The 25,763-nt window shown below is 42.2% G+C and carries 26 protein-coding genes; 8 read left to right on the top strand and 18 right to left on the bottom strand.

All coding sequences use genetic code 11. The features are described 5' to 3' along the window. Positions 1-2: 2 nt before the first annotated feature. From cysE to OFN67_RS01595, 5 genes are all read left to right on the top strand, one after another. Complete coding sequence (gene cysE, locus OFN67_RS01615) at positions 3-698, top strand: serine O-acetyltransferase (RefSeq protein WP_270858868.1); 696 nt, start codon at positions 3-5, stop codon at positions 696-698. 482 nt (positions 699-1,180) lie between these two features. Next, a complete protein-coding gene (locus OFN67_RS01610) occupies positions 1,181-2,350 on the top strand; it encodes a pyridoxal phosphate-dependent aminotransferase (protein WP_270873963.1) in 1,170 nt (389 codons plus the stop codon). A gap of 54 nt (positions 2,351-2,404) precedes the next feature. Next, the gene (locus OFN67_RS01605) at positions 2,405-2,746 is read left to right on the top strand and encodes a YbjQ family protein (protein ID WP_270858871.1); all 342 of its coding nucleotides are present in this window, start codon (positions 2,405-2,407) and stop codon (positions 2,744-2,746) included. 3 nt (positions 2,747-2,749) lie between these two features. Then, positions 2,750-3,220, top strand: a complete 471-nt coding sequence (locus OFN67_RS01600; protein ID WP_270873935.1) for a YbjQ family protein — start codon at positions 2,750-2,752, stop codon at positions 3,218-3,220. Beyond that, positions 3,213-4,019: a M48 family metallopeptidase gene (locus tag OFN67_RS01595; protein ID WP_270873934.1), complete on the top strand. Its 807-nt coding sequence runs from the start codon at positions 3,213-3,215 to the stop codon at positions 4,017-4,019. The genes OFN67_RS01600 and OFN67_RS01595 overlap by 8 nt, the downstream gene beginning before the upstream one ends. A gap of 48 nt (positions 4,020-4,067) precedes the next feature. Here the strand turns inward: OFN67_RS01595 and OFN67_RS01590 are convergent, their stop codons facing one another. From OFN67_RS01590 to OFN67_RS01560, 7 genes are all read right to left on the bottom strand, one after another. Further along, positions 4,068-4,730: a tetratricopeptide repeat protein gene (locus OFN67_RS01590; protein WP_270873933.1), complete on the bottom strand. Its 663-nt coding sequence runs from the start codon at positions 4,728-4,730 to the stop codon at positions 4,068-4,070. Positions 4,731-4,732: 2 nt separating this feature from the next. Beyond that, on the bottom strand, positions 4,733-5,062 hold the full coding sequence (locus OFN67_RS01585) for a DUF4298 domain-containing protein (RefSeq protein ID WP_270865024.1): 330 nt from the start codon (positions 5,060-5,062) through the stop codon (positions 4,733-4,735). A 14-nt stretch (positions 5,063-5,076) separates the two neighbouring features. Continuing rightward, entirely contained in the window at positions 5,077-5,403 is a 327-nt protein-coding gene (locus tag OFN67_RS01580) for a hypothetical protein (protein WP_270858876.1), read from the bottom strand. Positions 5,404-5,547: 144 nt separating this feature from the next. Next, the gene (groL, locus tag OFN67_RS01575) at positions 5,548-7,185 is read right to left on the bottom strand and encodes a chaperonin GroEL (RefSeq protein WP_270858877.1); all 1,638 of its coding nucleotides are present in this window, start codon (positions 7,183-7,185) and stop codon (positions 5,548-5,550) included. A gap of 11 nt (positions 7,186-7,196) precedes the next feature. Continuing rightward, positions 7,197-7,460: a co-chaperone GroES gene (groES, locus tag OFN67_RS01570; RefSeq protein WP_270858878.1), complete on the bottom strand. Its 264-nt coding sequence runs from the start codon at positions 7,458-7,460 to the stop codon at positions 7,197-7,199. Positions 7,461-7,608: 148 nt separating this feature from the next. Then, positions 7,609-8,049 carry a GatB/YqeY domain-containing protein gene (locus tag OFN67_RS01565; protein ID WP_270867917.1) on the bottom strand — a complete coding sequence of 147 codons (441 nt, stop codon included), beginning with the start codon at positions 8,047-8,049 and terminating at the stop codon, positions 7,609-7,611. A gap of 250 nt (positions 8,050-8,299) precedes the next feature. Next, on the bottom strand, positions 8,300-9,310 hold the full coding sequence (locus OFN67_RS01560; RefSeq protein ID WP_270868181.1) for a Ppx/GppA phosphatase family protein: 1,011 nt from the start codon (positions 9,308-9,310) through the stop codon (positions 8,300-8,302). 55 nt (positions 9,311-9,365) lie between these two features. On the opposite strand from OFN67_RS01560, the gene OFN67_RS01555 reads away from it, so the two are divergent. After that, positions 9,366-10,127, top strand: coding sequence for a pyridoxine 5'-phosphate synthase (locus OFN67_RS01555; protein ID WP_270858881.1), 762 nt, complete (start codon positions 9,366-9,368; stop codon positions 10,125-10,127). A 728-nt stretch (positions 10,128-10,855) separates the two neighbouring features. Here OFN67_RS01555 and OFN67_RS01550 read toward each other — a convergent pair. Genes OFN67_RS01550 through alaS form a run of 4 tightly spaced genes read right to left on the bottom strand, consistent with a single transcriptional unit; the run spans position 10,856 to position 16,353 of the window. After that, the gene (locus OFN67_RS01550) at positions 10,856-12,772 is read right to left on the bottom strand and encodes a transglycosylase domain-containing protein (protein ID WP_270865019.1); all 1,917 of its coding nucleotides are present in this window, start codon (positions 12,770-12,772) and stop codon (positions 10,856-10,858) included. Then, on the bottom strand, positions 12,753-13,313 hold the full coding sequence (gene maf / locus OFN67_RS01545; protein WP_270868182.1) for a septum formation inhibitor Maf: 561 nt from the start codon (positions 13,311-13,313) through the stop codon (positions 12,753-12,755). Before maf ends, OFN67_RS01550 begins: the two co-directional genes overlap by 20 nt. Continuing rightward, complete coding sequence (locus OFN67_RS01540; RefSeq protein WP_270868183.1) at positions 13,310-13,804, bottom strand: hypothetical protein; 495 nt, start codon at positions 13,802-13,804, stop codon at positions 13,310-13,312. The genes maf and OFN67_RS01540 overlap by 4 nt, the downstream gene beginning before the upstream one ends. Next, the gene (gene alaS / locus OFN67_RS01535; RefSeq protein WP_270868184.1) at positions 13,801-16,353 is read right to left on the bottom strand and encodes an alanine--tRNA ligase; all 2,553 of its coding nucleotides are present in this window, start codon (positions 16,351-16,353) and stop codon (positions 13,801-13,803) included. Before alaS ends, OFN67_RS01540 begins: the two co-directional genes overlap by 4 nt. A 120-nt stretch (positions 16,354-16,473) precedes the next feature. Here alaS and OFN67_RS01530 point away from each other — a divergent pair, with 120 nt between their 5' ends. Next, positions 16,474-17,334 (top strand): Gfo/Idh/MocA family protein, encoded by an 861-nt coding sequence (locus OFN67_RS01530; RefSeq protein WP_270861717.1) that lies wholly within the window; start codon positions 16,474-16,476, stop codon positions 17,332-17,334. After that, positions 17,331-18,278, top strand: a complete 948-nt coding sequence (gene hemH / locus OFN67_RS01525) for a ferrochelatase (protein ID WP_270868185.1) — start codon at positions 17,331-17,333, stop codon at positions 18,276-18,278. Before OFN67_RS01530 ends, hemH begins: the two co-directional genes overlap by 4 nt. Before the next feature lie 23 nt (positions 18,279-18,301). Here the strand turns inward: hemH and OFN67_RS01520 are convergent, their stop codons facing one another. Genes OFN67_RS01520 through smpB form a run of 7 tightly spaced genes read right to left on the bottom strand, consistent with a single transcriptional unit; the run spans position 18,302 to position 25,762 of the window. Then, positions 18,302-19,537 (bottom strand): nucleotide sugar dehydrogenase, encoded by a 1,236-nt coding sequence (locus OFN67_RS01520; protein WP_270868186.1) that lies wholly within the window; start codon positions 19,535-19,537, stop codon positions 18,302-18,304. Positions 19,538-19,547: 10 nt separating this feature from the next. Further along, positions 19,548-21,362: a peptidoglycan D,D-transpeptidase FtsI family protein gene (locus OFN67_RS01515; RefSeq protein ID WP_270873932.1), complete on the bottom strand. Its 1,815-nt coding sequence runs from the start codon at positions 21,360-21,362 to the stop codon at positions 19,548-19,550. Continuing rightward, positions 21,359-22,030, bottom strand: a complete 672-nt coding sequence (aat, locus tag OFN67_RS01510; RefSeq protein WP_270868188.1) for a leucyl/phenylalanyl-tRNA--protein transferase — start codon at positions 22,028-22,030, stop codon at positions 21,359-21,361. The genes OFN67_RS01515 and aat overlap by 4 nt, the downstream gene beginning before the upstream one ends. Positions 22,031-22,032: 2 nt before the next feature. Further along, on the bottom strand, positions 22,033-24,384 hold the full coding sequence (locus tag OFN67_RS01505) for an AAA family ATPase (RefSeq protein WP_270873931.1): 2,352 nt from the start codon (positions 24,382-24,384) through the stop codon (positions 22,033-22,035). Further along, entirely contained in the window at positions 24,381-24,677 is a 297-nt protein-coding gene (locus OFN67_RS01500) for an ATP-dependent Clp protease adaptor ClpS (protein ID WP_270858894.1), read from the bottom strand. The genes OFN67_RS01505 and OFN67_RS01500 overlap by 4 nt, the downstream gene beginning before the upstream one ends. Further along, the gene (locus OFN67_RS01495) at positions 24,661-25,281 is read right to left on the bottom strand and encodes a TlpA family protein disulfide reductase (RefSeq protein ID WP_270868190.1); all 621 of its coding nucleotides are present in this window, start codon (positions 25,279-25,281) and stop codon (positions 24,661-24,663) included. The genes OFN67_RS01500 and OFN67_RS01495 overlap by 17 nt, the downstream gene beginning before the upstream one ends. Before the next feature lie 25 nt (positions 25,282-25,306). After that, the gene (gene smpB, locus OFN67_RS01490) at positions 25,307-25,762 is read right to left on the bottom strand and encodes an SsrA-binding protein SmpB (RefSeq protein WP_270858896.1); all 456 of its coding nucleotides are present in this window, start codon (positions 25,760-25,762) and stop codon (positions 25,307-25,309) included. Between the last annotated feature and the right edge of the window lies 1 nt (position 25,763).

The following is a 25,763-nucleotide window of genomic DNA, read 5'->3' as shown; positions in this document are numbered from 1 at the left end:
TTATGACTTTTTGGCAAACTATAAAACACGATTTTACCGAGCCATCTCGCCAAGATCCGGCGTGCAATAGCGTATTTGAGGTGATTTTTTGCTATCCGGGTGTGTGGGCGTTGATAAATTATCGTTTCGCGCACTGGTTTTATGAGCGCAAATTTCGCCTTATCGCGCGCATAATCTCTGGCATTACACGCTTAATCACCGCTGTGGATATCAACCCAGGGGCGAAAATCGGCAGTGGCGTGTTTTTTGACCATGCGGCTGGTTTGGTCATCGGCGAGACAGCGATTGTCGGCGATAATTGTTTGATTTATCAAAATGTAACCCTAGGTGGCGTTAGCTTGGAAAAGGGCAAAAGGCACCCTACCCTAGAAAACGGCGTAGTCGTGGGAGCCGGGGCAAAAATTTTAGGTAATATCACAATCGGAGCGCACTCTAAAATCGGCGCAAATTCTGTCGTGATAAAAGATGTCCCCGCAAACTCCACAGCTGTGGGCGTGCCAGCTAGGATTTTAGGCGAGTGCGACAGCGATCCGCTAGCGCACAATAAACTCCCAGATATCAACAAAGAGCTGATGAAATATCTAATCAAACGAATTGAAATTTTAGAAGATTGCATACAAAATGGCGATAAAAATCTCTGCGACAAAGAAAAAGAGATCAACCAAGAGTATGAAAACTATCTAAAATCACTCAAATAACAGGGGGAATAATGAGAAAAATTTTGATTTTGCTTGGAATTTGCGGTGCGTTAAACGCTTGGGAATTTAATAATCTTAAAATAGAAACAGTTAAAAAAATATATCAAAATCAAGAAAATTTTGATAAAATTTGTGGCGAAATTTGCACAAATTCTTTAAAAATCGCATTTTTGAAAGATGAGGAATTCGCAAACGGAGAGATTGGTTGCCTAGATTATGCTCCTACAATCTCTGGGCAAGATGTTTGCGATAACCCAGAATATAAATTTGAAATTTTAAAATTTGGCGATGTAGAGGTGGAGCAAATTTGCAAAGGTTGGACGCCAGAAAGTCAAAAAATAATCTATAAATTAGAGTGCGGTGAAGATGATTGCAAGATAAGTGATATTTATAATACCGCAAATTATGAAGGCAAAGACGAAACTTTCAGCGTCAAAGAGATGATTTATGATTGTTTAAAAACATACCAAAAGGAGAAAAAAATGAAACTTGCTTCACGCATAAACAGACTAAGCGAAAGCCTAACAATCGCCATTAGCACACGCGCAAAAGAGCTTAAAGCTAGTGGAAAAGATGTGATTATTTTTAGCGCAGGCGAGCCTGATTTCGATACTGCCGAAGCGGCGAAAAATGCCGTAATAGAGGCTATGAGAAAAGGCTGCGGTAAATACACACCAATCCCAGGCACAGCTGAAATTCTAAACGCAGTCGCACTAAAACTAAAACGAGATAATGGTCTGGATTACAAACCTAGCCAAATCATCACAAATGTAGGGGCTAAACACTCGCTTTTTAATATTTTTTCATGTTTGATAGATGATGGCGACGAGGTTATCGTGCCAGCGCCATTTTGGGTGACATATCCTGAGATTGTTAAATTTTGCGGTGGCAAACCTGTCATAATCGACACAAAACCAGAAAATAAATACAAAATCACAGCAGATGAATTAAAAGCAGCTATCACGCCACGCACGAAGGCGCTTAGCCTTTGCTCTCCGTCAAATCCAGCAGGAGCTGTGTATAGCAAAGATGAGTTAGTAGCGATCGCTGAGGTGCTAAAAGGCACAGATATCGCCGTAATCGCAGATGAAATTTACGAAAAAATCATTTTTGATAAAGAATTTGTAGCTTGTGCTAGTATCAGCGAGGATATGTTTAATCGCACTATCACCGTAAATGGCCTTAGCAAATGTGGCGCAATGCCTGGGTGGAGATTTGGTTATACAGCGTGCGCGAACGACGAGTTAAACAAAGCTATGAAAAAACTTCAAAGCCAAAGCACGAGCAATATTTCAAGCATAGTCCAAGCAGGTGCCGTGGCTGTGCTAGAAGGCAAGGCCGATGAGTATATCGCTATGATGAATAAAGAGTATCAAAAACGCCGTGATTACGCCGTAGATGCGATAAATGCGATAGATGGTCTTAGCGTAGTCAAACCTGATGGCGCGTTTTATCTATTTATCAACTGCGGGGGCGTAGAAAAAGATAGCATGAAATTTTGCACAAAATTGCTAGATGAGGCGCTTGTAGCGACCGTGCCGGGCGTGGGATTTGGTATGGACGAGCATTTTAGGATTAGTTATGCTTGCTCAATGGACGAGATAAAAGAGGGAATCGCGCGCATAGCAGAATTTGTGAAAAACTATAAATAAGCTAAATTTGCGAAATTTAAAATTTCGCAAATTTTGTAAAATTTGGGAGAAAATATGGCAAATTTTAAAAATTCACTTATGATGACTTTGGTAAATACAGAGACAATCCCAGGGCGTGAGATCGAGCAGGTTTTCGGCGTGGTGAGTGGAAGCACAGTCAGAGCTAAACACTTCGGACGCGATATCATGGCGAGCCTAAAAAATATCGTAGGTGGCGAGCTAGTAGGATATACCGAGCTACTCGAAGAATCGCGCGAACAAGCAATCGAGCGTATGTGCGCGCAGGCCAGAGCCATGGGGGCAAACGCGATTGTAAATTTGCGATTTTCCACTAGCTCGGTTGCGGCTGGTGCGAGCGAAATTTATGTCTATGGCACGGCAGTTTTGGCAAGGTAAGCTATGAGCGATATTATAATATTTCTCATTTTGCTTGGGGTTGGATATATCTTTGGCAAGCAAGCTGAGGTGCGCCATTTCGCTAGAATTCGCAAAAAAGAGGCTCTGTTTTTACACATACCCACCACAAACTCAAAATACCCATTGCTAAATTCGGGCAAAATCGAAAGGGTAAGATTTGTAAGCGGAAATGTGGTTATAAGTATTGATTATTTCAAGCGAATTTACGCTAGCGTGATAAATTTTTTCGGTGGCGATGTCGTGCCGTATGAAAGCTTGCTAGACCGCGCTAGACGCGAGGCTGTGATTAGGCTAAAAGAAAAGGCCTTGGGCGCGGACGAGATTATAAATTTGCGCATAGAAACAAGCTCGATAAATCAAACCACGAAAAATGTCGGAAGCGTGGAAATCCTAGCTTACGCTACGGCGATTTATTACGCCAAAGAGCCAAAACAGGCGAATTTCAATGGCTAAATTTATTCCCTCGCAAAACGAGGGCGAACAAAATTATTCCAAAGAAAATCATGCTATAAATTTCCTAGCCCTTGGCGTGGGGCTTGTCGCAGTTATCGCGTGCGCGTTTTTCGCGCTAAATATTTTCGTGGGCGTGGCTGTGAAATTTATCCCAGAGGGCAAAGAGTATAAAATTTTCAAAGCCAGTGAAAGCGAGCGCGTAATCGAGCCAAAACACGAGAAGCTTGCCAGACAAATCCGCACCCTAACCTCACGGCTAAATTCATGCGCCAAGGTCAAAAACGAATATTTTATCGTGATAAACGAAAGCAAAATCCCAAACGCAAGCGCAGCCCTAAATGGCGCACTCACAGTCAATACCGGGCTTTTTTCGCATATTAAAAGCGAAAATGGGCTAGCCTTTGTTTTAGCCCACGAGCTAGCGCATTTTAAGCACCGCGATCACATAAAAGGTTTAGGAAATGGCGCTGTAATGGCGATTTTGTTCGGTTTTAGCGATGAGAGACTAAGCCAAATTTTAGGCGGAGCGATTGCTGGCAAATACTCGCGCTCGCAAGAAGCCGCCGCCGATAGCGAGGCGCTTAGGATTTTAAACTGCGCTTATGGGCATATTGGCGGTGCAGATGAGTTTTTCGCTAGCGCAAAAAAACTTGGTGACAGCGATACCTTCATCAATCTTTTTGAATCGCACCCGCTTTTGCAAAAGCGCATTGACGCGATAAAATCATCAAATTTCAGCATGCAAAATACAATCAAACTCGAAGAAAATTTAAGCGAAGTAGTGAAATTTAAAAGATAAATTTGGCGTTAAATTTGCAAATTTAACGCCGTTGAAATTTAGATAAATTTATTGTTTTTTGAAGAGTGCGCAGCTTTTTTCGTTGCCAAGAGAGCAGGCTTTTTGGTGAAAAGCTATGGCTTTTTGATTGTTTTGTTGCAAATACTCGCCTTTGGCAAACATATTTCCGATTAATCCGCACGCTGGGGCGTAGTTTAGATCGCAGGCTTTTTCGTAGCTAGCTATGGCCTCTGGTATGTTTTGGCGGTATGCGTTGCCTTTTAGATAATAAAACCCTAGATTATAGCACCCGCTTCCCTCACCTAAATCGCAGGCTTTTTTGGCTAATTCGATAGCTTGGGTTGTGTTGCTATAAACTGAGCTGTCGTGGTAGATATAGCTTAAATTTACACATGCTGGGGCGTAGCCGCTATCGCAGGCCTTGGTATAATACCTAATCGCCTCTGGCTCCATTTTAGCCACGCCAAAGCCGTTGTCAAACATAACGCCTAGATTGTAGCACGCATACGCGCTTTTTAAATCACAAGATTTTTTGAAATACTTTTGCGCTACTGGGTCATGGCTGTTTTCGAAGTATTTCATACCGACATTTAGGCAGCTTTGAGCATCTTTTGCGTAGCATTTAAGCTCGTCTTTTTTAGCCACGCCCAAAAGTGCTCCCACAGCGCAGAGCGCTAGTAAAACCAAGATAAAAACATATTTTTTGTTCATTTTTATTCCTTGCAAATCAAATTTGATAATTTTTTCATATCGCGCGCTAGGCGTTTGTTTAGCCAAATAGCGTTGTAAATCCCATCTTCGCTTAGCGCACCGCGATTGATCGCACGAAGGCTTTTCCCCTCACCTATTTCGCGCGGTATTTTACCGCTTTCATCGGCCTCGTAATCACTTAGCCAAATTTTACTAGAATAATATCTGCTAAGTTTTTTGATAAGTTTTTGCGAATTTTTATACTCATCAAGGGCGAGTTCAAATGCATCTAGGAACTTTTGCACTTTTGCTAAAATCTCGCTCATTTGCTCTACTCGCTCAACTCGTTTCATCGCTTAGCCTAAATTTACTCTACCGGGACAGTGTATTTGCGAGGAGTGCCATTATCCACCTTTGGCTTTTTTTCCGTAGCTGGCGGTTCTTCTCTTTTTAGAGAGTCGATATCCACAACCCAACGCTTCTCTGAATTTTGCGCGATAGGTTTTTTCGTGCTATCTTGTTTAGAGGCGTTTTGTTTTTTCTTAATTCTTTTTGTTTTTTTAGGCGGTTGTTTGGAGCTGTCTTTGACTATCGGATATGGCTCCACGCGCGGTTTTGGCTTGTTTTGGACACACCCTGCTAGCCCTAAACAAACGGCAAAAATAACAAAGGAATTTAAAATTTGACTTCTCATATTTTCTCCTTTTAAAAAGCCTTGATTTTACAAAAAAAGAATTAAAAATTTAATAAGATTATGGCGAGAAATAGAATAAATTTTGCAAATTTAAGAGGGAATTGCCCCTCTTAAATTTGCCTCTTGAATTTGCGCTAGGCAAGCTTACATCATACCGCCCATACCGCCCATGCCACCCATATCTGGCATTGGAGGAAGAGCTGGTTTGTCCTCTTTGATTTCGCTGACTGTCGCTTCTGTGGTTAGTAGCATGCTAGCGACTGAAACCGCATTTTGCAAAGCTACGCGCTCTACTTTTAGCGGATCAATGATTCCAGCGTTATACATATTTGTAAATTCGCCACTTGCAGCGTTGAAGCCTTGCGCCTCATCGCTTGCGTTTTCGACTGCGTTTGCGATTACGCCTGCGTCATATCCAGCGTTTTCTACGATTTGGCGAAGTGGAGCATAGAGAGCTCGTTTGACGATATCTGCGCCGATTTTTTGATCGCCACTTAGATCTAGGCTGACATTTTTGCTAGCTTTGATTAGCGCAGCGCCACCGCCGATTACGATACCTTCCTCGACAGCTGCTTTTGTCGCATTTAGCGCGTCATCGACACGATCTTTTTTCTCTTTCATCTCTGTTTCGGTTGCTGCGCCTACTTTGATTACAGCTACGCCACCGCTTAGTTTTGCAAGGCGTTCTTGTAATTTTTCTTTATCATAATCGCTTGTTGTCTCTAAAATTTGAGCTTTGATTTGCGCGATTCTAGCGTCAATTGCGCTTTTTTCGCCTACACCATTTACGATTGTAGTGTTGTCTTTGTCGATTACGATACGCTCAGCCTGACCAAGATCAGCCATATTTGCGCTTTCTAGCGTTCTGCCTAGCTCTTCGCTTACGACTGTTCCACCTGTAAGGATAGCGATATCTTCTAGCATTGCCTTTCTTCTATCGCCAAATCCAGGGGCTTTTACGGCTGAAATGTTTAGCACGCCACGAAGTTTATTGACAACCAAAGTCGCAAGTGCTTCGCCCTCGATATCCTCTGCGATGATTAGAAGTGGTTTGCCTGTTTTTTGCACTTGCTCTAAAACCGGAAGCAAATCTTTTAAATTTGTAATTTTTTTATCGAAAAGTAAAATTAGCGGTGAGCTAAGCTCTACTAGCATTTTTTCAGGGTTTGTGATGAAATATGGGCTTAGATAGCCTCTGTCGAACTGCATACCCTCGACCACATTTAGCTCGTCGTTGATTGATTTTGCTTCTTCGACTGTGATTACGCCGTCTTTGCCGACCTTTTCCATAGCCTCAGAAATCAAATCACCCACGCTCTCATCGTTGTTAGCTGAGATTGTAGCGACTTGGGCAATCTCTTTTTTGCCACTTACTGCTTTTGCAGATTTTTTTAGCTCTTCGATTACGGCTGCGCTAAATTTATCCATACCGCGTTTTACTTCGATAGGATTTGCACCAGCTGTTACATTGCGTAAGCCCTCTTTGAAAATCGCGTGAGCTAGCACGGTCGCAGTAGTTGTGCCGTCGCCTGCCTCGTCGTTAGTTTTGCTTGCGACCTCTCTAACCAAGCTTGCGCCCATGTTTTCGAGAGTGTCTTTAAGCTCGATCTCTTTTGCTACGCTTACGCCGTCTTTTGTGATAGCAGGTGCGCCAAAGCTTTTTTGGATAAGCACATTTCTGCCTCTTGGTCCCATTGTGACCTTAACTGCGTCGTTTAGTTTTTTTACGCCTGAGTAAAGTTTGTTTCTAGCTTCGTCTGAGAAAAAAATTTCTTTTGCCATTTTGATTCCTTTTATTTAAGTATTCCTAAAACATCTTCTAAATTTAAGATAAGATATTTCTTATCATCGATTGTGATATCCGCGCCAGCGTATTTTGCGAACGCTACAACATCGCCAAGTTTTACGCTATCGCACTCTGTGCCGACAGCCACGATTTTACCAGTTGATGGCTTCTCTTTTGAAGCGTTATCTGGGATAATGATACCGCTAGCTGTGGTTTTGGTCTCTTCCTCGCGCTCGATTAAAACGCGTTTTCCAAGTGGTTGAAAATTCATTTTCGTCCTTTCTAAATTAGTTTTGATTTTCTAAAAGTTGTCACTCTGTATCTTTGAGTGCTAGATTATATGCAAAATTTGATTTTTTGTCAATAGTTTTAGGCTAAAATTTTGCTTAAATTTTAGCCTAAATTGTGAATTTTAAATTTTAGTTCAAAGCCGATTTTACCGCTTCGCTTAGGCGTTTGCCATCGACACTAGCGCCGAATTTTTCTTTTGCGGCTTTCATCACGCGCCCCATATCTTTGGCACTCGTTGCGCTAAGCTCGCCAAGCAATGCGCTCAAAGCCGCGCTAAGCTCGTCATCGCTAAGCTGTTTTGGTAGATACGCGCCGATAATTTCGGCCTCGCCAAGCTCTTTTTGCGCCAAATCCTCGCGCCCACCAGCCTTGTATTGCGCTGCGCTTTCGTTTCTGCGCTTGATTTCGGTTTGTAAAACGCTAAAAACCCTCTCATCGCTCAGAGTAATTCTCTCATCGACCTCAATTTGTTTAAGCGTAGAATTTAGCATACGCAAAGCGTCTCTACGCACCGTATCACCGGATTTCATAGCGGTTTTGATATCTTCTAAAATTTGCTCTCTTACCATTTTTTCTCCTTGATAAAATTTGGGTATGATACTGTTTTATAGTAAAAATTTGAAGTAAAATTTAACCTAAATTTAGCATTGAACGATTTTTTGAATTTAACCTGCGCCGTGAAATTCTCTGTAAGGGGGAGGGCGCGCTTTTTAGGAGACGCTACCCTCCCCCTTACCAACCCCCACCCCTGTAAAACCTTAGAAGTGGCTAAATTTAGAAAAACTGCGTTTTTCTAAATTTAGCTGATTTTATTTTTAATTATGGCTTCGCCAAATTTTGCATTAAATTTATACATACGCCCTCTCGTAATCCATCATCAACGACGATAAAATCTGCGCCACTACCGCTAAAATCGCTCAAAATCGCCTCTAAAAGTAGCGCCCCAGCCACGATAACCTCCGCCCTATTCTCGCCCATTGCCTCATCGGCTTCGCGCTTTGAGAATTTCAAAATTTGCTCTATCGCCCCAGCAAAATCGCTAAATCTCAAAACGCTTCCATTGATTTTGCCTGCGTCGTAATCTTTGGCACAAATTCCCAATTTAAGGGCGCTTATCGTGGTTGGCACACCGCTTGTGAGCACGATTTTTCCTGTGCCTAAACTGCGCAAAAACTCCCTTGCGCTTCTTGTCTGCTCGTTTGCGATTTGGCTAAATTTGGCGTAATTAAAATTTTGTAAAATTCCGGGATTTTCATTGCAAAATCTCACAATGCCAAATTTAAAGCTTTGTCCAAATTCGGCACTGCTTATCTCTGTGCTAGCCCCGCCAAGGTCGATACTGACGACATTTTGCACTTTGATACCTAAAATTTGAAGTCTGTTTTCGATACCAAGCCTGGTCAAATTTGTCTCTGTTTCGCCGTCGATTATGCTAAATTTTACGCAAAATTCTTTGTAAAGTTTTTCGAAAAATTCTACGCTATCGCTGGCGACTCGAAAGGCTTCCGTCGCCACAGCGGCGTAAGGTAGGCTAAATTTGGCATTTTTAAAATTTCGCGCGCAGGTATCATCGCTCTCTAAATTTTTAGCACAATTATCCAAAATCTCTAAATTTCGCTCATAAATCAAATCCGAAAGTTCTTCTAAAATTTCGCCCAAAGCCCGCAAAATGCGCTCTTTGGCGTCTGTTTGCAAAGGCTTATTTGCCACCAATCCCCTAGCTGAGCCTACTATGCGCTCGCTAGATTTAACTATCTCAAAGCCCGTTTTAGCTGGCTTCATCACGCATGCGCGCAGTGTATTCGAGCCCAAATCAAAGCCTAAAACCATAAATTTCTCCTTACCTTTTTTGGTTATAATAGCGAAAATTTTCTTAGGAGTTAAAATGCTACTTGGAGTAAATATCGATCATGTCGCGGTTCTGCGCGAGGCGCGGGCGATGAACGACCCTGATATCTTGATGGCGGCTTACACCGCAATCAGCGCGGGTGCAAATCAAATCACGCTTCGTTTGCACGAGGATCGACGCCATATCAACGAAGATGATATCGCCGATATCGTGCGCCACTCAAAGGTACCTGTAAATGTCGAATGTAGCGGTGGGAGCGAGCTTTTGGAGATTTTGGTCAAGGCTAAACCATATCGTATCACGCTAGTGCCGCACTCTGGTGAGGATTGTGGGCTAAATCTGCACTCTGAGCAAATCGCGAGTGATATCGAGTTTTTGCAACACTCAGGCGTGCGCGTGGGGCTGTTTATCGAGCCTGTGCGCGAAGTAATCGACATGGCAAATGATTTTAATGTCCGCTCGATCGAGCTTCGCACTGGCACATACTCTGCGCTGTTTGCGACGATTAGGTCAAATTTGGCTTTTACGCCACATGCGATAAAGGCGTATAATCTCCCGCTTGATACGCTAAAATCGATGTTAAAAGATGAAATCTCCAAGCTTCGCCACATGAGTGCGTATGCCAAGGGGCTAGGTATGAATGTAACTGCTGGCGGAGGTCTGAACTACCAAAATGTCTCTGCGCTGGTGAAAAACAGCGAAATTTCGCTCGTAAATATCGGTCAAAGTATCATTTCGCGCGCGATTTTCGTAGGGCTTGAAAATGCGATAAAAGAGATGAAAGAGGTGATAAAATAGTGGAATTTCGCCCAAAAGCAAAATTTAGGCGAAATTTGCGAAATCGTTAAACTCCAAAATTTCCGCTTCGCAAATTTTAAATACTGCGCCGAAATTTTGTCTTTAAGTGTCATTGCGAGGAAATGCGAAGCATTGACGAAGCAATCTACAAAGCTAAAATTAAAAGTAGAGTAAATGGCAGAATTTCGCGAAATTTTGAATTTTAGAATTTTGCCATTATAGCGGTTAGTGATTTGGATTTTGTAGATTGCCACGCCCGCAAAGCGGGCTCGCAATGACACTTAAAAGCAAAATTTTGGGCGCAATATCATAAAAGCAAAATTTTAAATTTTCGGCGCAGTATTTTAAATTTGCGAAGCGGAATTTTAAAAGTATTTCACCCAAGCGAGCTAAAAAGTGCCGAAGCAGCTTCTAATATCAACCAAATTCCTAAAAATAGTGCTTCCGCAAAATATTTCGCAAATTGTGCAAATGCAAATTTTGCGCTGAATTTTTCCTCCTCGTATGTGCCTTTATAAAATTTCCACAAAGCTAGGCAAAATTTAAAAACAAATCCTAAATTTAAAAATCCTAAAATGATAAAGGCAAAAAATTCGCCCAAAAATGCGGAACACAGCAGAAAAAAACAAAAATCAAAAATTAGCAGGGTTAAAAATGTTAAACCTTGAAATTTTAAAAAATTTCCCATTTTTTGCGTTTTTTGTTTAAGTTATTCTCAAAAATTCGTCCTAAAACATCAACCCGTCTTCTGCGTTTGTTTCAACCCTTCTTGGAAGTGGGGAAATTTTGGTGTAATACTCATCACCAGCGCCGTATCTGCGGGTAAATACTCCACTTGGGACGCTGAAATTTCGCTTAGCTTGCGGGTATTCTTTAAGATAATTTTCCAAAAATTTCGCAAACACAGGCGCAGCTGTTCTACCGCCACCTTCTACCTTGCGCATAGGCTTGTAATCGTCGTTTCCATACCAAACAATGATTTGCAAATCAGGCGTAAATCCGCAAAACCACGCGTCAATGCTATCGTTTGAAGTGCCTGTTTTGCCAGCAATCTCGATGCCTTGCACGCGCGCTCTGGTGCCAGTTCCTCGCTGGACGATATTTTTCATCAGCGTCGTCATCAAATACGCTTGTTCTGGGCGCAAAATGCGTCTGCGCTCAGGCTCGATATAGTGCGTAGTGCCGTTATTATCGGTGATTGCGGTGATGAATTTAGACTTCGTGCTAATGCCAAGACCAGGAAACATCGAATACATAGTCGAGTATTCAAGTGGCGAAATGCCGTAACTTCCGATTGCCACAGACAGCGCTGGCGGGACATTTTTAAAGCCGTATTCGTTTAGTTTGCGAATCGTGCGCTCAATGCCGATTGATTGCATTAAATTTATCGAAGCGAGGTTGCGAGAGCGTTGCAAGGCCTCTTTTATCGTGATATAGCCGCTGTATGTGCTATCGTAGTTTTTCGGTTTCCAGCTTTTGTTGCTTCCATCATCAAATTCACGCGCGATATCAGGGACCTCTGTCATCGTCGAATAGCCGCTATCTAGGGCGATTTGGTAGATAAATGGCTTGAAGCTTGACCCTGTTTGGCGTCTGCTTTGGCTAGCGCGGTTGAAATTTGACTTCGCATAATCCACACCGCCTACAAGTGCGATAATTTCGCCATTTTGCGGGTGCGTAACGATAATCGCGCCATTTACATTGCTAGCATTTGCGTCTTTGTTGCGTTTTAAAATTTCGTTGTAGCCAAAAATCAATGCCTCTTGCGCCATTTCTTGCGCCTTTAAATCAAGGCTTGTTTCGATTCTATACCCACCTGTGCGCACATCTGGTAGCAGTCTCTCTGCCTCTTTGACGATCTCATCGACTGCGTATGGGGCGACATTTTGAGTTAGGGTTTCATCATAGACAAACGGCTCTTCTGCCATTGCGATTTCATACTCGGTTTTGTTTATCCAGCCAAGCTCGTGCATACGGTAAATTACATTGTTTGCGCGAGAAAGCGCCAAATCTAGGTGCTTGGTAGGGTCATACTGGCTAGGGGCTTTTGGCAAACCCACTAAAATGGCGATTTCTTTGATACTAAGGTCGGCTAAATCCTTTTTAAAATACCCAAGCGCGGCGGTTTTGACGCCGTAATACCCGTGTCCGAAATACACTTCGTTAAAATATCTTTCTAAAATTTCCTCTTTGCTTAGGGTGTTTTCGATTTTTAGCGATAAAATCATCTCTTTGATTTTTCTATCTATCTTTTTTTCGCTAGATAAAACCAAATTTTTGACAAGTTGTTGCGTGATAGTGGAGGCACCTTCTACAAATTTCATCGCTTTTATATCTTTTACAATCGCGCGAAAAATCGCCTCTGTATTAATGCCCTGATGCTCGAAAAACGCGGTATCCTCGATAGCAACCAAAGCTTCTACCATACGACCTGGAATCTCGTCAAATCTAGTATAAAGGCGGTTTTGTTCGTTAAAAATATTGGCAAGCAAGTTGCCGTTGCGATCGTAAATTTTGGTCGTTAGCTCTGGGTGATAATCAATAATTGAGTTCGATTCTAGGCGAATTTGCGTATAAAAATACATAAACACACCGCACCCTGCGAAAAAACAAACCGTAATAAAACTAAATAAAATTCTTACCATCTAAATACCTTTTTAAAATTTCCACATTTAAACCCATAGCGGTGCTGGTATCGCCACGAAAGCTTTGGATATATTTTTTGTTAAACCCCTCGATACTCATAGCCCCTGCTTTGCCGCGCCAATCGCCACTTTTTAGATACGCTTCTAAATCTGCCTCGCCAAATTTGGCGAATTTGTAACTAGCCACCAAAAGCGTGCTTATCTCAAAACCCTCGCCCACAAAAATCATCGCCGTATAAACCTCACTAATAGCGTCAGATTGGGCGTTTAGCATAGCTCTTGCGTGGTTAATATCTTTTGCTTTGCCTAAAATTTTGCCACCTACCAAAACTGAGCTATCGCAAAAAAGCAAATTTTTTGCATTTTTGTTTTTGGCTAAAAACTGCGATTTTTTCGCACTTGCCACGCGGTAAGCGTATGTTTTGGCATCGGCTATGTCGCCTACATTTTCGTCAAATTCAAAGTTGATTTGCTCGAATTTTATCCCAGCTTCCCGCAAAATTTGCGCCCTTGTCGGCGAAGATGAAACCAAATAAATCAAAATCTACCTACCGCTACACAAAGATAGGTGCAAAGCACCGATACAGCGACATTTAGCGGGACGAAATATCTAGCGATGATAATCAAATGCTCGCTAGCTTCTAATTTATCGCCCGCTAAAAGCGCCTTTTTAAACGAGTAAAATTTAAAATAAACATAGCCAAAATTTATCAAAATAAACACCGCCAAAACCCACAGCGTAACGATTACAGCATTTATCATAGGGTCTGCGAATTTGAAGTTGTTGCCTATGCTTAGAAAAAATCCACTCACAATTATAATCAAAAAAAACGAGCCGAAAAAGAGGTTAAATTTCGAAAGATAAAATTTGATTTTTTCGAAATTTGAGTTTGTGATGTCTGTTTTATCGCTGAAAATTCGAATCAGCATGATAATGCAAACATGCGCGCAAATAAAGCAAATCGCCCCTAAAATGTGAATTAGGGGCAAAATTTGATCACTTCTGGCAAAGCTCGTTTCTAATTCGTTCAACCTAGCTTACCTTTTGCAAATTCTAGTGCCCCAGCTAGCGCGCTAGAAACCATGCTAGTATCTTTTCCGCCAGCAGTAGCGAAATCATCGCGTCCGCCGCCGTTGCCGCCTAAAATTTGAGCTGTCATTTTAACCCACTCACCAGCCTTGATTGGGGCGTTTTTCGCTCCGGCTGCGACTGTGATTTTATCATTTTCGCCCACTTGCATTAGCAAAATCGCAGCCTTTTCGTTCGCGTTTTTAAACTCATCAATCATGGTTTTAATTTCGCCGTTTTCTACCACTGCTACGCAAAGCTTCACGCCTGAGATTTCTTGGCAAGGCAGGGACTTTTGATCGCCTGCGTGTTTTAATTTTTCTTTTAAGCCTTTGATTTCATCTTTTAGCTTTTTAATGCCATCTAGTGGGTTTGCGCCTTTAAATTCAGCTTCGATTTCGTTAATTTGCGATCTTAAATTTAGCGTGAAATTTAGCACTTCTTGCGAACAAATCGCCTCGATTCTGCGCACGCCAGCACTTACACCACTCTCTTTTGAGATTAAAAACGCTCCGATTTCGCTTATGTTTTCGACATGGGTGCCGCCGCAAAGCTCCTTGCTTACCTCGCCAAAGCTTACCACACGCACTTTCGCGCCGTATTTTTCGCCAAAAAGCGCAATCGCGCCTGATTTTTTGGCTTCGTCTATATCTAAAATTTCGGTTTTATTCTGTGCGCCCGCGCTAATCCAGCGATTTACGATTTGCTCGACTTTGGCGAGTTCTTCGCTACTCATCGCTTTTGGGTGCGAAAAGTCAAATCTAAGTCTGTTTGCCTCTACAAGCGATCCAGCCTGCGCGATATGCTCGCCTAGCACCTCTCTTAGCGCAGCGTGAAGCAGGTGTGTCGCGCTGTGATGACGCGCTATCATCGCTCTTTTGCCAGTGCTTACCACGCATTTTACGAGATCGCCGGTTTTAAGTAGGCTTTTTACTTTGATTTGAGATAAATTTAAATCAAAGAATTTTTGCGTGTCGATAACCTCGCTTTTTTCGATAGTGCCGGTATCTGCGCACTGACCGCCACTTGTAGCGTAAAATGGCGTGATATCTAGCATTACCCAGCCAGTGTGTCCTGGCTCTAAACTATCGCAAATTTTAAAATTCTCGTCCAAAAGGGCTAAAATTCGACCCTCGCTCTCTTGGCATGAATACCCCACAAACTCATTTTTACCAAATTTTTCGATAAGTTGTGCGAAATCGCCTTTGGCTTGCGCTTTATCTCCTGAGCCTTTCCAGCTAGCTTTGGCTCTGCGTTTTTGTTCCGCCATTAGCTCATCAAATTTAGCCTCATCGACTTTAAGATTTTTCTCTCTTAGCATATCGGCTGTGAGATCGAGCGGAAATCCGTAGGTATCATAGAGCTTAAATGCGACATCGCCAGAGAAAACATTGCCTGAGGTTTTGGCTAATTCTTCGTTAAATAGCTCGATTCCGTTTGCCAAAGTGGCGAAAAATCGCTCTTCTTCGAGTTTTACTAGCTCTTTTACCGCCTCTTTTTTCTCGTTTAAATATGTATAGTGAGAGCCCATACTAGCGCAAACATCATCGACTAGCTTATACATAAACGGCTCTTTTATGCCTAGCAAATATCCATGTCTAACCGCCCTGCGCAAAATCCTTCTAAGCACATAGCCTCTGCCCTCTCTATCAAAGTTCGTGCCTTGGGCTAGCAAAAATGTAACCGAGCGGATATGATCTGCGATGACGCGGTAGCTCGCGCCAGTTTCATACTCGTATTTTTTGCCACATAGCTTCTCGACTGCGCCGATTAATGGCATAAATAGCGAGCTATCGTAATTGCTAAATTTGCCCTCTTTTATCGCTGTTACGCGCTCTAAACCCATGCCTGTATCGATTGATGGTTTTGGAAGTGGCGAGAGTTTGCCGTCTGCGCTTCGCTCGTATTGCATAAAGACTAAATTCCAAATTTCTAAGAAGCGATCGCCGTCTCCGCCCATATAATCCTCATCGCTATGGAAATGCTCGCTTCCTTGATCGTAAAAAATCTCGCTACATGGCCCACAAGGTCCAGTATCGCCCATAGCCCAGAAATTATCGTGATCGCCGAAGCGGTAAATTCGCTCTTTTGCGATATGGCGCGACCAAATTTCAAACGCCTCATCATCGCTATCATGGACGGTGACATAAAGTTTGTCTTTTGGGAGTTTTAAAATTTCGGTTACAAACTCCCATGCGTAGGCTATCGCGTCTGTTTTGAAATACTCGCCGAAACTGAAATTTCCAAGCATTTCAAAAAATGTGTGGTGGCGCGCTGTGTAGCCGACATTATCAAGGTCGTTGTGTTTGCCACCTGCTCTAATGCAGGTTTGGCAACTCGTGCGAATCGGCGGAGTTGGGCGTGGCACCGCACCTGTAAAAATGCTTTTAAACGGCACCATACCAGCATTTGTGAATAATAAACTATCATCATCTGGCACAAGCGGTGAGCTTGGCATAACCTCGTGTCCTTTTGACGCAAAAAAGTCTAAATAAGCTTTTCTAATATCCATTAACTATCCTAAATTTAGTAAAATTTAGCGCCCATTTTAGCAAATTTTGATTTTAAGAAATATAAATTTTTACTCTTATTCGTTATAATCAAAATTATGCAAAATTTACAGGATTAATTAATGAAGAAAAAAATAGCCATAATAGGCTTAGGGGAGCTTGGCGCAAAACATTTCAAAGAGCTTAGAAGAAGCGATTATTTCGATTTGGTCGCGCTTTATGACAAAGAAAAAACCGAGGATTTTGGCCCTAGATATCCACTTTATAATGATTTAGCTAAAATGTTTGAGAGTGCCAAACCAGACGCTGTGGTCATCGCTACACCGCCTGCGACGCACAAAGAAATCATTTTAAAATGCATACCTTTTACCAAAAATATCTTTGTAGAATCCCCGCTAGCTGGGAATTTAGCTGAGGCTAGGGAGATAAATTACTCTATTTCGATTAATGGCGCGAAGCTTGGCGTGGGATATGCTGGGCGCTATAATCCTGTCATAATCTCGCTGTGTAGGGAGTTAGCTAAGGACGAGAAAATTTATTCGATAAATTTCGTAGATGGATTTAGCTCTGAGAGTGCAAACTGCTTGCAAAATGCGCTGATTAGGGATTTGGATTTGATTGCCCTGCTTAGCAAATCTGAAATTTCATCACAAAATATCTGCAAAAATGGCGATTCTAACGGCATCGGAGTCGCATTTCGCACAAAGTCGATGAGTAATTGCACGATTTTGCTATCAAATTTATACCCGCTCAAACGCCACGGCGTGGAGATTTGCACGAATTCTGGCGTTTATTTTGGCGATTTAGAATCCCTAAATTTATTCAAGGTTACAAACGACGGACGGATAAATCAGCGTGTCGATCGCGATGATTACGCGCTTAGATACCAGCACAAAGCGTTTTTAAATTTAATCGAAAATTCTAAATTCGAGGGAATTGCGACCCCTGATGAAGCAATCAAACTAAGAGAGTTAATCTCGTGAAAAAAGCCTTAATTCTCCTAAATATGGGCGGTCCAAATACCTTAGACGAGGTTAGCGTATTTTTAAAAAATATGTTTTGCGATCCAAATATTTTGGGGGTCAAAAGCAAAATTTTGCGCAAAATTTTAGCTAGTTTGATTACCAAAATGCGCGTTAAAGAAGCGTGCCAAAACTACGAAAAACTTGGCGGAAAGTCCCCTATCGCTGGGCTTACAAAGCGACTTTGCGATAAGATAAATTTATACCAAAATGAGTTTGTTTGCGATTTTGCTATGAATTACACTGCCCCTTTTGCTCGTGATGTTTTGGCAAAATATGCGAAATTTGATGAAATTTTGCTTTTTCCACTTTATCCGCATTTTTCGCAAACGACTGTGAAATCGAGCATTGACGACGCTAAAAAAACCCTAGCAAATTTAGAAATTTCAAATTTTAAAATAGTTGATATTTTTTATAAAAGCGAAATTTACAACCAAATCCTGCTAAATTTAATCAAAGAAAAAATCAAAAATTTAAGTGCTGATGAAATTTCGCGCACAAGCTTAGTTTTCTCGGCTCACTCACTGCCTGTAAAAATCATCGCCGCTGGCGATCCTTACGAGGCGCAGGTTAATGAGCATGTCAAAATTCTAAGTGAAATTTTGCAAAAATCTGGCATAAAATTTAAAGATATTTCGCTCGCCTATCAATCCCGCCTAGGCCCCGTAAAATGGCTAGAACCAAACCTAAACGAGCATTTGGCAAATTTGCAAAATAAGCGCGCGCTGATTTTTCCGATTTCGTTTTGTATAGATAATTCTGAGACGAAATTTGAGCTTGATATGTATTTTAGAAATGTGGCAAAAGAGCTTAAATTTAGCTATTTTGAGGTTTGTGAGTGTCCGAATTTTGGCGATGAGTTTGCCCCGTTTATCATCACTCACGCTCAAAAAACCCAGGGCTAAATTTAGCCCCAGATTATAGCTTATTATAGCCTGCCTTGCGCGCCTTCGTAGATATTTTTCACATCATATACCAGTGAGCCAGAGTAGTCGAATTCTTTAAATTGATTGTGCGCTACGGCGATTACAACGCAGTCGAAATCGCCTAAATTTGGCTTTTCGATTAGCTCGATATCGTAGTAGCGTTTCGCGTCGTCCTTGCTCGCCCATGGATCATATACACTGACCGCGCAACCGAAATTTTTAAGCTCATCAATCATATCAATAACGCGCGTATTGCGTATGTCTGGGCAGTTTTCTTTAAAGGTAAGACCTAAAATCAAAATTTTGCTATGTTTGATTTTTTTGTCGAATTTTATCATCATCTGCACGACCTGCGTGGCGACATATTTGCCCATATTGTCGTTGATGCGGCGACTTGCGAGTATGATTTGCGGGTGATAGCCCACTTCTGTGGCTTTTTGGGCTAAGTAGTATGGATCTATGCCGATACAATGCCCTCCCACAAGCCCTGGGCGGAAGCTTAAGAAATTCCATTTCGTCGCGGCTGCGTCGATGACATCATTGGTATCTATTCCTAGTTTGTTAAACAAAATCGCAAGCTCGTTGATAAAGCCGATATTTATGTCGCGTTGTGTGTTTTCGATGACTTTGGCAGCTTCTGCTACCTTGATACTTTTGGCGCGAAAAGTGCCGTTTTCTAGGATAGAAGAGTATGTTTCATCGACGATATCAAGTGTGCGTTCATTGCTACCTGAGACGATTTTTTTGATTTTTGTTACAGTGTGAATTTTATCGCCCGGATTTATGCGCTCTGGCGAGTATCCGCAGAAAAAATCCTCGTTAAATTTAAGCCCGCTAGTGCGCTCTAAAACAGGCACGCAGTCCTCCTCAGTAGCCCCAGGATAGACCGTGCTTTCATACACTACGATATCGCCTTTTTTAAGCACAGAGCCTACACTCTGGCTAGCTTTGATTAGTGGCGTGATATCTGGGCGGTTGAATTTATCCACAGGCGTTGGGACGCAAACGACATAAAAGTTGCAATCTTTTAAATCATTTATATCGCAGGTAAATTTAAGCCCATTTTTTAGCGCTGTGGCAAGTTTGTCATCTTCTAATTCTAGGGTCTTATCATGGCCCCCGTTTAGCTCGTCTATGCGAGATTTCATTATATCAAATCCAACAACGCTGTGTTTTGCGCTAAATGCCGCTGCTAGGGGAAGCCCCACATAACCAAGTCCGATAATTCCTATTTTCATCGCTTATCCTTTAATCTTTGATTTCATTTAAATCTTTAATATCTACATGATTTATCTTGTCGCTATCGCCACTAGGGGTTAAAAATCCTTTTTCGACTAGCAAATCAACTATACTTTTAAACACAGGTAAGGCGTTTTGCGCCGCGTAATAACTGCCTTTTTTAGGCTCTCTAACTAGCACGCCTATGGTGTAGCTAGTGTGAGCGTCGTTCGCAAAACCAAAAAACGAGCTATTATACGCGCTAGAATATCCGCCACCTTTGGCAATTCTAGCGGTGCCTGTTTTGCCTCCTACTTCGATACCGCTCGTGCGCCCTTTGCGCCCTGTGCCGCCTTCGACTACCTTGATTAAAATTTGTCGCATAACATCTGCTGTTTGCGGGCTTAGCACGGTGCGTGTTTCGCTCTCATTTACAGGGTAAATTTTACCGTTCATTTCTAAATTTTCGACCAGCCTTGGACTAATCCAAACTCCGCCGTTATTAAAAACCCCATACGCGCTTAACATCTGCAAAAATGTCATCTGCGCGCCATAACCATAGCTAATCGTAGCCTTATAAACCTTGCCCTCCAAACTTCGCACGCTAGGGATATTTCCAATTTGCTCATAAGGCAAATCAATACCGGTTTTTTGCGCCATACCGAAATTTAAAAGCCCGTCATAAATCATCTGCCCACTCATACGCTCGGCGATTTTAATCATACCGATATTTGATGAATGCACGATGATTTCCTCGCCACTCATTGATTTTGCTGGGTGAGTGTCGCGGATAGTGCGCGAACCTAGCTTGTATGCGCCATTGTGGGTGTTTATGATTTCTGTTGGTTTGACTAAATTTCCCTCATAAGCGATTGAGAAAATTATCGGCTTCATAATCGAGCCGACCTCGTAAGCATACTCGCTAGCGGTCGAATTTAGGTTTTTTACATCTTGTTTTGTGATATTTTCGGGATTATACCTAGCGTTTGTGGCAAGGGAGAGAATTTTGCCTGTTTTTGAGTTCATTATGCCTACGATTATCTCTTTGGCATCGTAAGCTAAGCTAGCTTTATCAATTAGCCTCTCGACATCTCTTTGTAGCGCCAAAGGCACGCTTAAATGGACATTATATCCGTCGATTTTGTTTGTTTTTTTGGTGCTTTTTTCTAGGATAATATTGCCTTTTAGATCCCTTGGGCCCGTGATAAACTCATCTTTTAGCGGGGTTAGATAATACTCATAGTATTTCTCCACGCCCTTAATGCCGACTACTTTGGTAATCCCTGAAACCTCTTTTTTGTTGATATAGCCTAAAAGCGGGGTTAGTGAGTTTTGGATATTGTAAGTGCGCTTTTCGCCACTTTCGCTCACACTCATACGCACTGGCGGATTTACACGCCCGCTAGCTGTCTCAAAGGCCACGAAAAATTTCTTTAAATTTAGCTTGTAAGCTAACTCTTTTAAATGCACGGCTGTTTTGGCGTCGATTTTGTAGGATAAAACCGTGGTGCCCTTTGAGCTTTGGATTGTTTTTTTGACCCGTTTTTCGCTATCGCCTGTATAAATGCAGTAGAGTTTGACAAACAAATCGAGCTTGTGCGGATCAAGAGAGCGAGAGTCTATGCTGACCTTGTAGAGTTTGGTCGAGTTTGAGACGACATATTTGTCTTTGGTGATGATTGAGCCCCTGATTGCGCTGTTTGTTTCGTTTATGTCAAGGCGTGGAAGCCTGCGATCGCTACTAGCAGAGTAAAACATCATCCACACAAACACGCACATCAAAAATCCCAGCACAGCCGCAAGCACACAAATACCGATATTTGAGTTTTTATCCCGTAAAATCATATTAACTTTTCTAAATCTTTAAATTTTTCAAATCCGCTTGGCAAGTTTTGCAAAATTTGAAATTTGGCTAAAAATTCGCCCCTTGGCATATCTTGCGCCCCCATAAAGCGCAAATGCTCGTTCATAATCTGACAATCAATCAAAAAGTCAAATTTTTCTAAAACCCTACAAAGCGTGATTAAAGCGACCTTCGACGCGCCTGTTTTTAGGCTGAGCATACTCTCGCCACAAAACACCTTGCCCAAAATCAGCCCGTATAATCCGCCAATTAAAACGCCTTCTTCATAGACTTCCACGCTGTGAGCGACGCCTAAATTTGCTAAATTTATATACGCCTCTACAATCTCATCGCTAATCCAAGTCCCATCATCTGAGTTTTGGCGGGTTTGTTTGCAAAGGGTGATAAATCCAGCGAAATTTTGGTCGAATTTTACTTCATATCGTTTTAAATATGGCTTTATCGATTTTTGGGTGCGCACAGCCTTTGGCTCTAAGATCGCGCGCGGGTTTGGCGACCACCATAAAATCGGCTCTCCATCACAAAACCACGGGAAAATTCCCTGCGTGTATGCGCTTAGCAAACACTCTGCGCTCAAATCTCCCCCGCTAGCTAGCGGGGCGAAATCTGGCGCGGTTTTTGGGTTTGGGAAGGTGTAGAATTTCGACATTTTTATTTTATGACCGTGGCGTTTTGGGGTTCGTCTGGACTTTTGGTTAAACCGCCGTTCTCATCTGCGCTAATTTGGGCAGTATTTGATACCTTCGCGTCCAGCATTGGCACACTTTCGAAGTCAAATTTAAGCTTTTCATCAGCGAAATCCACAAAAACCCTACCACCATTTTGCAACGCGCCAAATAAAATTTCCGAGCTAATCTCATCTGAGATTTGCAACTGCACCTCTCGTTTGAGATTTCTTGCGCCAAATTCTGCGCTATAACCTTTTTTTATCAAATACTCTTTTGCGCCTTTGCTTAGCGAAATTTCGATATTTTTGAGCCCTGATTGTATTTCGCGCACTGTTTTATCCACGATTTTTTCTAAAATTTCGCCTTTTAGCGGATTGAAATTTATGATTTTATCTATGCGATTGCGAAATTCAGGGGCGAAAAAGCTCTTCACAGCGTTGTCGATTTTATAGCTTTCATCTTTGGTAAAGCCCACTTGTGGCGCTTCTTTGGTGCCTAAATTCGAGGTCATAATGATAATGGTGTTTTTAAAATCGCTACTCGTGCCGTTTGTGTCAGTTAGCACGCCGTTATCAAAAATACCCAAAAATATATTTGTCATGCTCGGGTGAGCCTTTTCGATCTCGTCGAAAAGCACGACGCTGTAAGGGTGTTTTTTGATCTGATTTGTCAAAATTCCGCCGTTTTCAAACCCCACATATCCCGGAGGCGCGCCGATTAGGCGGCTCACGCTGTGAGCTTCCATATACTCGCTCATATCAAATCGCTCGAAATTTACACCTAAATTTTTAGCCAAAACCTTGGCTAGCTCGCTTTTGCCTACGCCCGAGCTTCCTGTGAATAAAAACACTCCAATTGGCGAATTTTCGTGTCTAAGTCCAGCATAAGAGCGCAAAAGTGCCTTGCTTAGGCTAGAAACTGCCTCGTCTTGACCGAAAATTTCTTTTTTGATATTTTCCTCTAAATTTCGCAAGGTCTCTTTGTTATCGACGCTCTGGCTTAAATTTGCGATATTTGCGCTAGCACTTAGCACATTTACCAAATCTTCTTTGCTGACATTTATCGCCTCGCTATGCTCCTTAAATGCGTAGCTCGCGCCCACTTCGTCGATTAAATCAATCGCGCTATCTGGCAAAAATTTGTCGCTTTCGTAGCGTTTGGCTAAATTCACAGCCTCGCGCAAAATTTCATCGCTAAATTTGACATTGTGAAATTCCTCGTATTTTTTCACAATTCCTTTTAAAATTTCCACGCTATCTTCGATACTAGGCTCGTTTATGTCGATTTTGCATAGCCTTCTAGCAAGCGCTTTGTCTTTGCTTAGATTGCGAAATTCAGCATAAGTCGTGGCGCCAATTAGGCTAAGCGTGCCGTTTGCAAGGCCCGGTTTTAGCAGATTTGACATATCCAAATCCTCGCGCGATCCTGCCCCTGCACCCGCAATCGTGTGAATTTCATCGATGAAAAGTATAGCTTTATCATTTTTGCTAAATTCATCGATTACATTTTTTAATCTCTCCTCAAACTCGCCTCTTAGCGTCGTCCCAGCTACGAGCGCGCCCATATCAAGGGCGTAAATCGTCTTTCCAGCTAGCTTTGCTGGAACTTCGCCATTTGCGATTTTTAGTGCAATTCCCTCTACGATAGCCGTCTTTCCCACGCCTGCTTCGCCCACAAGGACTGGATTGTTTTTTTTGCGGCGGCAAAGGGTTTGCAAGGTCTTTTCGATCTCTTTTTCGCGCCCGATTAGCGGGTCGATTTTGCCACTTTTTGCCATTTCGTTTAAATTCGTCGTATATAGCTCGCTAGCTGGCTTTTTTTTCTTTTTGCTCTCGTCATCTTCGCCTAAAAAATCATTAAAAAGCCCCTCGTCCATCTCGCCATTTTCGCCGTTTTGCGCCATATCGCGATTGTCAAACCACTGCAAATATCTATCTCTAAATTTATCAAAATCGTAAGAATTTATCCCGTAAAATTCGAAAATTTTAGCCGCATCTGTATCCTTGCTAGCAAGGACATAAGATATAAAATCTAGCTCGTTTTCGTTGTCAATGCTTTCCTCGAAAAGCCCCATAATGCGCGCCAAATCGGTTGTCGCTGCGACCTTGGTGCGGTTTTTTTCGTCTGATTTTGGCATTGAAGCGATTAGCTCGCCAATGCTGGTTTTGAAATTTTCATACTCAAAATTTGAAAACTCGTTTTCAAAAAAATTTCTAAAATTTTTATCTGAGAAAATTTCATATATCACGCTTGCTATGCTAACATACTCAAACCCGCCTTTTACGGCGTTTCGCACAGCGTTATCAATGTCTTTTTGTAAATAAAATCCTATCATTTATCCTCCTCTATAATGCATTTTAGCGGGAAGCCCTCTCTCGCGGCTGCCTCTAAAACGGCTTCTTGCTTGCTTTTGGCGATCTCTTTGGCATATACCCCACAAATCCCGCGCCCGTTTTTATGGACATTTAGCATGATTTTGACTGCATTTTGCGTGGTGTGAGCGAAAATTTCGATTAAAATTATCACCACAAAATCCATTGGCGTAACATCGTCATTTAGTAGCACCACGCGATACGGCGAGGGTTTGAAGGTCTTAACTCGCACCTTTGTGCTAGTTTGCGTTGCCATTTTTTATCCTAAGCATATCTTTTTCTATCACTTTTGTCGAAACCATACCCAAATAATATGGCTTTCCGCGCTCATCTCCCTCGTTTATATCTGTCAGTGTCTGATACTCGCCGTCCTTAAAAACCACCTTAAATGGGATTGAAAGAGCGTGGCGGTAGTTGATATCGGTTAAAATTTGCTCCACGATACGGGAATTTTGCTTGTCGTTTGCTATGAAATAATACGCATTGTATTTTTTGGTGAAATTCTCCACAACCTGCGCATCTGTGATATCCTCGAAGTGGATTAAGCCAACCATCATAAAATCATCTGCGTTTTTTAGCTGATAGTCCATTAGGTGCGGAGCCTCGATTTTGCACGGCTCGCAATATGTCCCAAAGATATCAAACATCAAAATTTTATCGCTTCCTGCGATTTTAAAGCCCTTATTCGTGCGCTCGATCACCACTTCGCCACCCACGACGCTTTTTAAGCTAAATTTTTCGCCCACGCTAAATGGGGTAAATTTCGCCACTGCTTCGCTATTTTGCGCATTTTGCGCACTTTCATCATTACAACCACAAAGAAGCAATCCAGCAAAAATCAGCGTTAAAATTTTTCTCATCATTTCTCCTTTTTACTTAAAATTTTTATTTATAATTTTTCATGGCGCTTCTAGCCTCTCTGTCGGCTTCCTTGCGTTTTAGCGCCTCTCTTTTATCATGCAGGTTTTTGCCACGCGCTAGTGCCACCCTAGCCTTGACGCGGTTTTTGTCGTTTAGATACAGCGAGGTAACGACCAGCGTAAGGCCGTCCTTGCTGACATGGCCTAGAAGTTTGTCGATTTGCTTTTTGTGCATTAAAAGCTTCCTTGGGGCCTTTTCGTCTGGGCGAAAATGCGGGTTAGTGTGCTCCAAATAGCTTATGTGCGCCCCTAGCAAAAATAACTCGCCTCTTATTATGCGACAAAAGCTGTCTTTGAGATTTGCCCTGCCAGCGCGCAAGGATTTGACCTCGCTACCCTTTAAAACCACGCCAGCTTCGAAATTTTCTAAAATTTCGAAGTCGTGGAAGGCTTTTCTGTTTTTTGTAAGTTCTTTTATCATT

This window comes from Campylobacter sp. JMF_11 EL3 (assembly GCF_027736965.1).
Lineage (GTDB): Bacteria > Campylobacterota > Campylobacteria > Campylobacterales > Campylobacteraceae > Campylobacter_B.
Note: the sequence above shows the minus strand (reverse complement) of the source record. Positions and strands in the feature narration are given on the sequence as shown.

What these genes read in the sequence shown, in the direction of transcription:
- cysE (WP_270858868.1), top strand. Translation starts at nt 3, where the DNA reads ATGACTTTTTGGCAAACTATAAAACACGATTTTACCGAGCCATCTCGC.
- OFN67_RS01610 (WP_270873963.1), top strand. Translation starts at nt 1,181, where the DNA reads ATGAAACTTGCTTCACGCATAAACAGACTAAGCGAAAGCCTAACAATC.
- OFN67_RS01605 (WP_270858871.1), top strand. Translation starts at nt 2,405, where the DNA reads ATGGCAAATTTTAAAAATTCACTTATGATGACTTTGGTAAATACAGAG.
- OFN67_RS01600 (WP_270873935.1), top strand. Translation starts at nt 2,750, where the DNA reads ATGAGCGATATTATAATATTTCTCATTTTGCTTGGGGTTGGATATATC.
- OFN67_RS01595 (WP_270873934.1), top strand. Translation starts at nt 3,213, where the DNA reads ATGGCTAAATTTATTCCCTCGCAAAACGAGGGCGAACAAAATTATTCC.
- OFN67_RS01590 (WP_270873933.1), bottom strand. Translation starts at nt 4,730, where the DNA reads ATGAACAAAAAATATGTTTTTATCTTGGTTTTACTAGCGCTCTGCGCT.
- OFN67_RS01585 (WP_270865024.1), bottom strand. Translation starts at nt 5,062, where the DNA reads ATGAAACGAGTTGAGCGAGTAGAGCAAATGAGCGAGATTTTAGCAAAA.
- OFN67_RS01580 (WP_270858876.1), bottom strand. Translation starts at nt 5,403, where the DNA reads ATGAGAAGTCAAATTTTAAATTCCTTTGTTATTTTTGCCGTTTGTTTA.
- groL (WP_270858877.1), bottom strand. Translation starts at nt 7,185, where the DNA reads ATGGCAAAAGAAATTTTTTTCTCAGACGAAGCTAGAAACAAACTTTAC.
- groES (WP_270858878.1), bottom strand. Translation starts at nt 7,460, where the DNA reads ATGAATTTTCAACCACTTGGAAAACGCGTTTTAATCGAGCGCGAGGAA.
- OFN67_RS01565 (WP_270867917.1), bottom strand. Translation starts at nt 8,049, where the DNA reads ATGGTAAGAGAGCAAATTTTAGAAGATATCAAAACCGCTATGAAATCC.
- OFN67_RS01560 (WP_270868181.1), bottom strand. Translation starts at nt 9,310, where the DNA reads ATGGTTTTAGGCTTTGATTTGGGCTCGAATACACTGCGCGCATGCGTG.
- OFN67_RS01555 (WP_270858881.1), top strand. Translation starts at nt 9,366, where the DNA reads ATGCTACTTGGAGTAAATATCGATCATGTCGCGGTTCTGCGCGAGGCG.
- OFN67_RS01550 (WP_270865019.1), bottom strand. Translation starts at nt 12,772, where the DNA reads ATGGTAAGAATTTTATTTAGTTTTATTACGGTTTGTTTTTTCGCAGGG.
- alaS (WP_270868184.1), bottom strand. Translation starts at nt 16,353, where the DNA reads ATGGATATTAGAAAAGCTTATTTAGACTTTTTTGCGTCAAAAGGACAC.
- OFN67_RS01530 (WP_270861717.1), top strand. Translation starts at nt 16,474, where the DNA reads ATGAAGAAAAAAATAGCCATAATAGGCTTAGGGGAGCTTGGCGCAAAA.
- OFN67_RS01520 (WP_270868186.1), bottom strand. Translation starts at nt 19,537, where the DNA reads ATGAAAATAGGAATTATCGGACTTGGTTATGTGGGGCTTCCCCTAGCA.
- OFN67_RS01515 (WP_270873932.1), bottom strand. Translation starts at nt 21,362, where the DNA reads ATGATTTTACGGGATAAAAACTCAAATATCGGTATTTGTGTGCTTGCG.
- aat (WP_270868188.1), bottom strand. Translation starts at nt 22,030, where the DNA reads ATGTCGAAATTCTACACCTTCCCAAACCCAAAAACCGCGCCAGATTTC.
- OFN67_RS01505 (WP_270873931.1), bottom strand. Translation starts at nt 24,384, where the DNA reads ATGATAGGATTTTATTTACAAAAAGACATTGATAACGCTGTGCGAAAC.
- OFN67_RS01500 (WP_270858894.1), bottom strand. Translation starts at nt 24,677, where the DNA reads ATGGCAACGCAAACTAGCACAAAGGTGCGAGTTAAGACCTTCAAACCC.
- OFN67_RS01495 (WP_270868190.1), bottom strand. Translation starts at nt 25,281, where the DNA reads ATGAGAAAAATTTTAACGCTGATTTTTGCTGGATTGCTTCTTTGTGGT.
- smpB (WP_270858896.1), bottom strand. Translation starts at nt 25,762, where the DNA reads ATGATAAAAGAACTTACAAAAAACAGAAAAGCCTTCCACGACTTCGAA.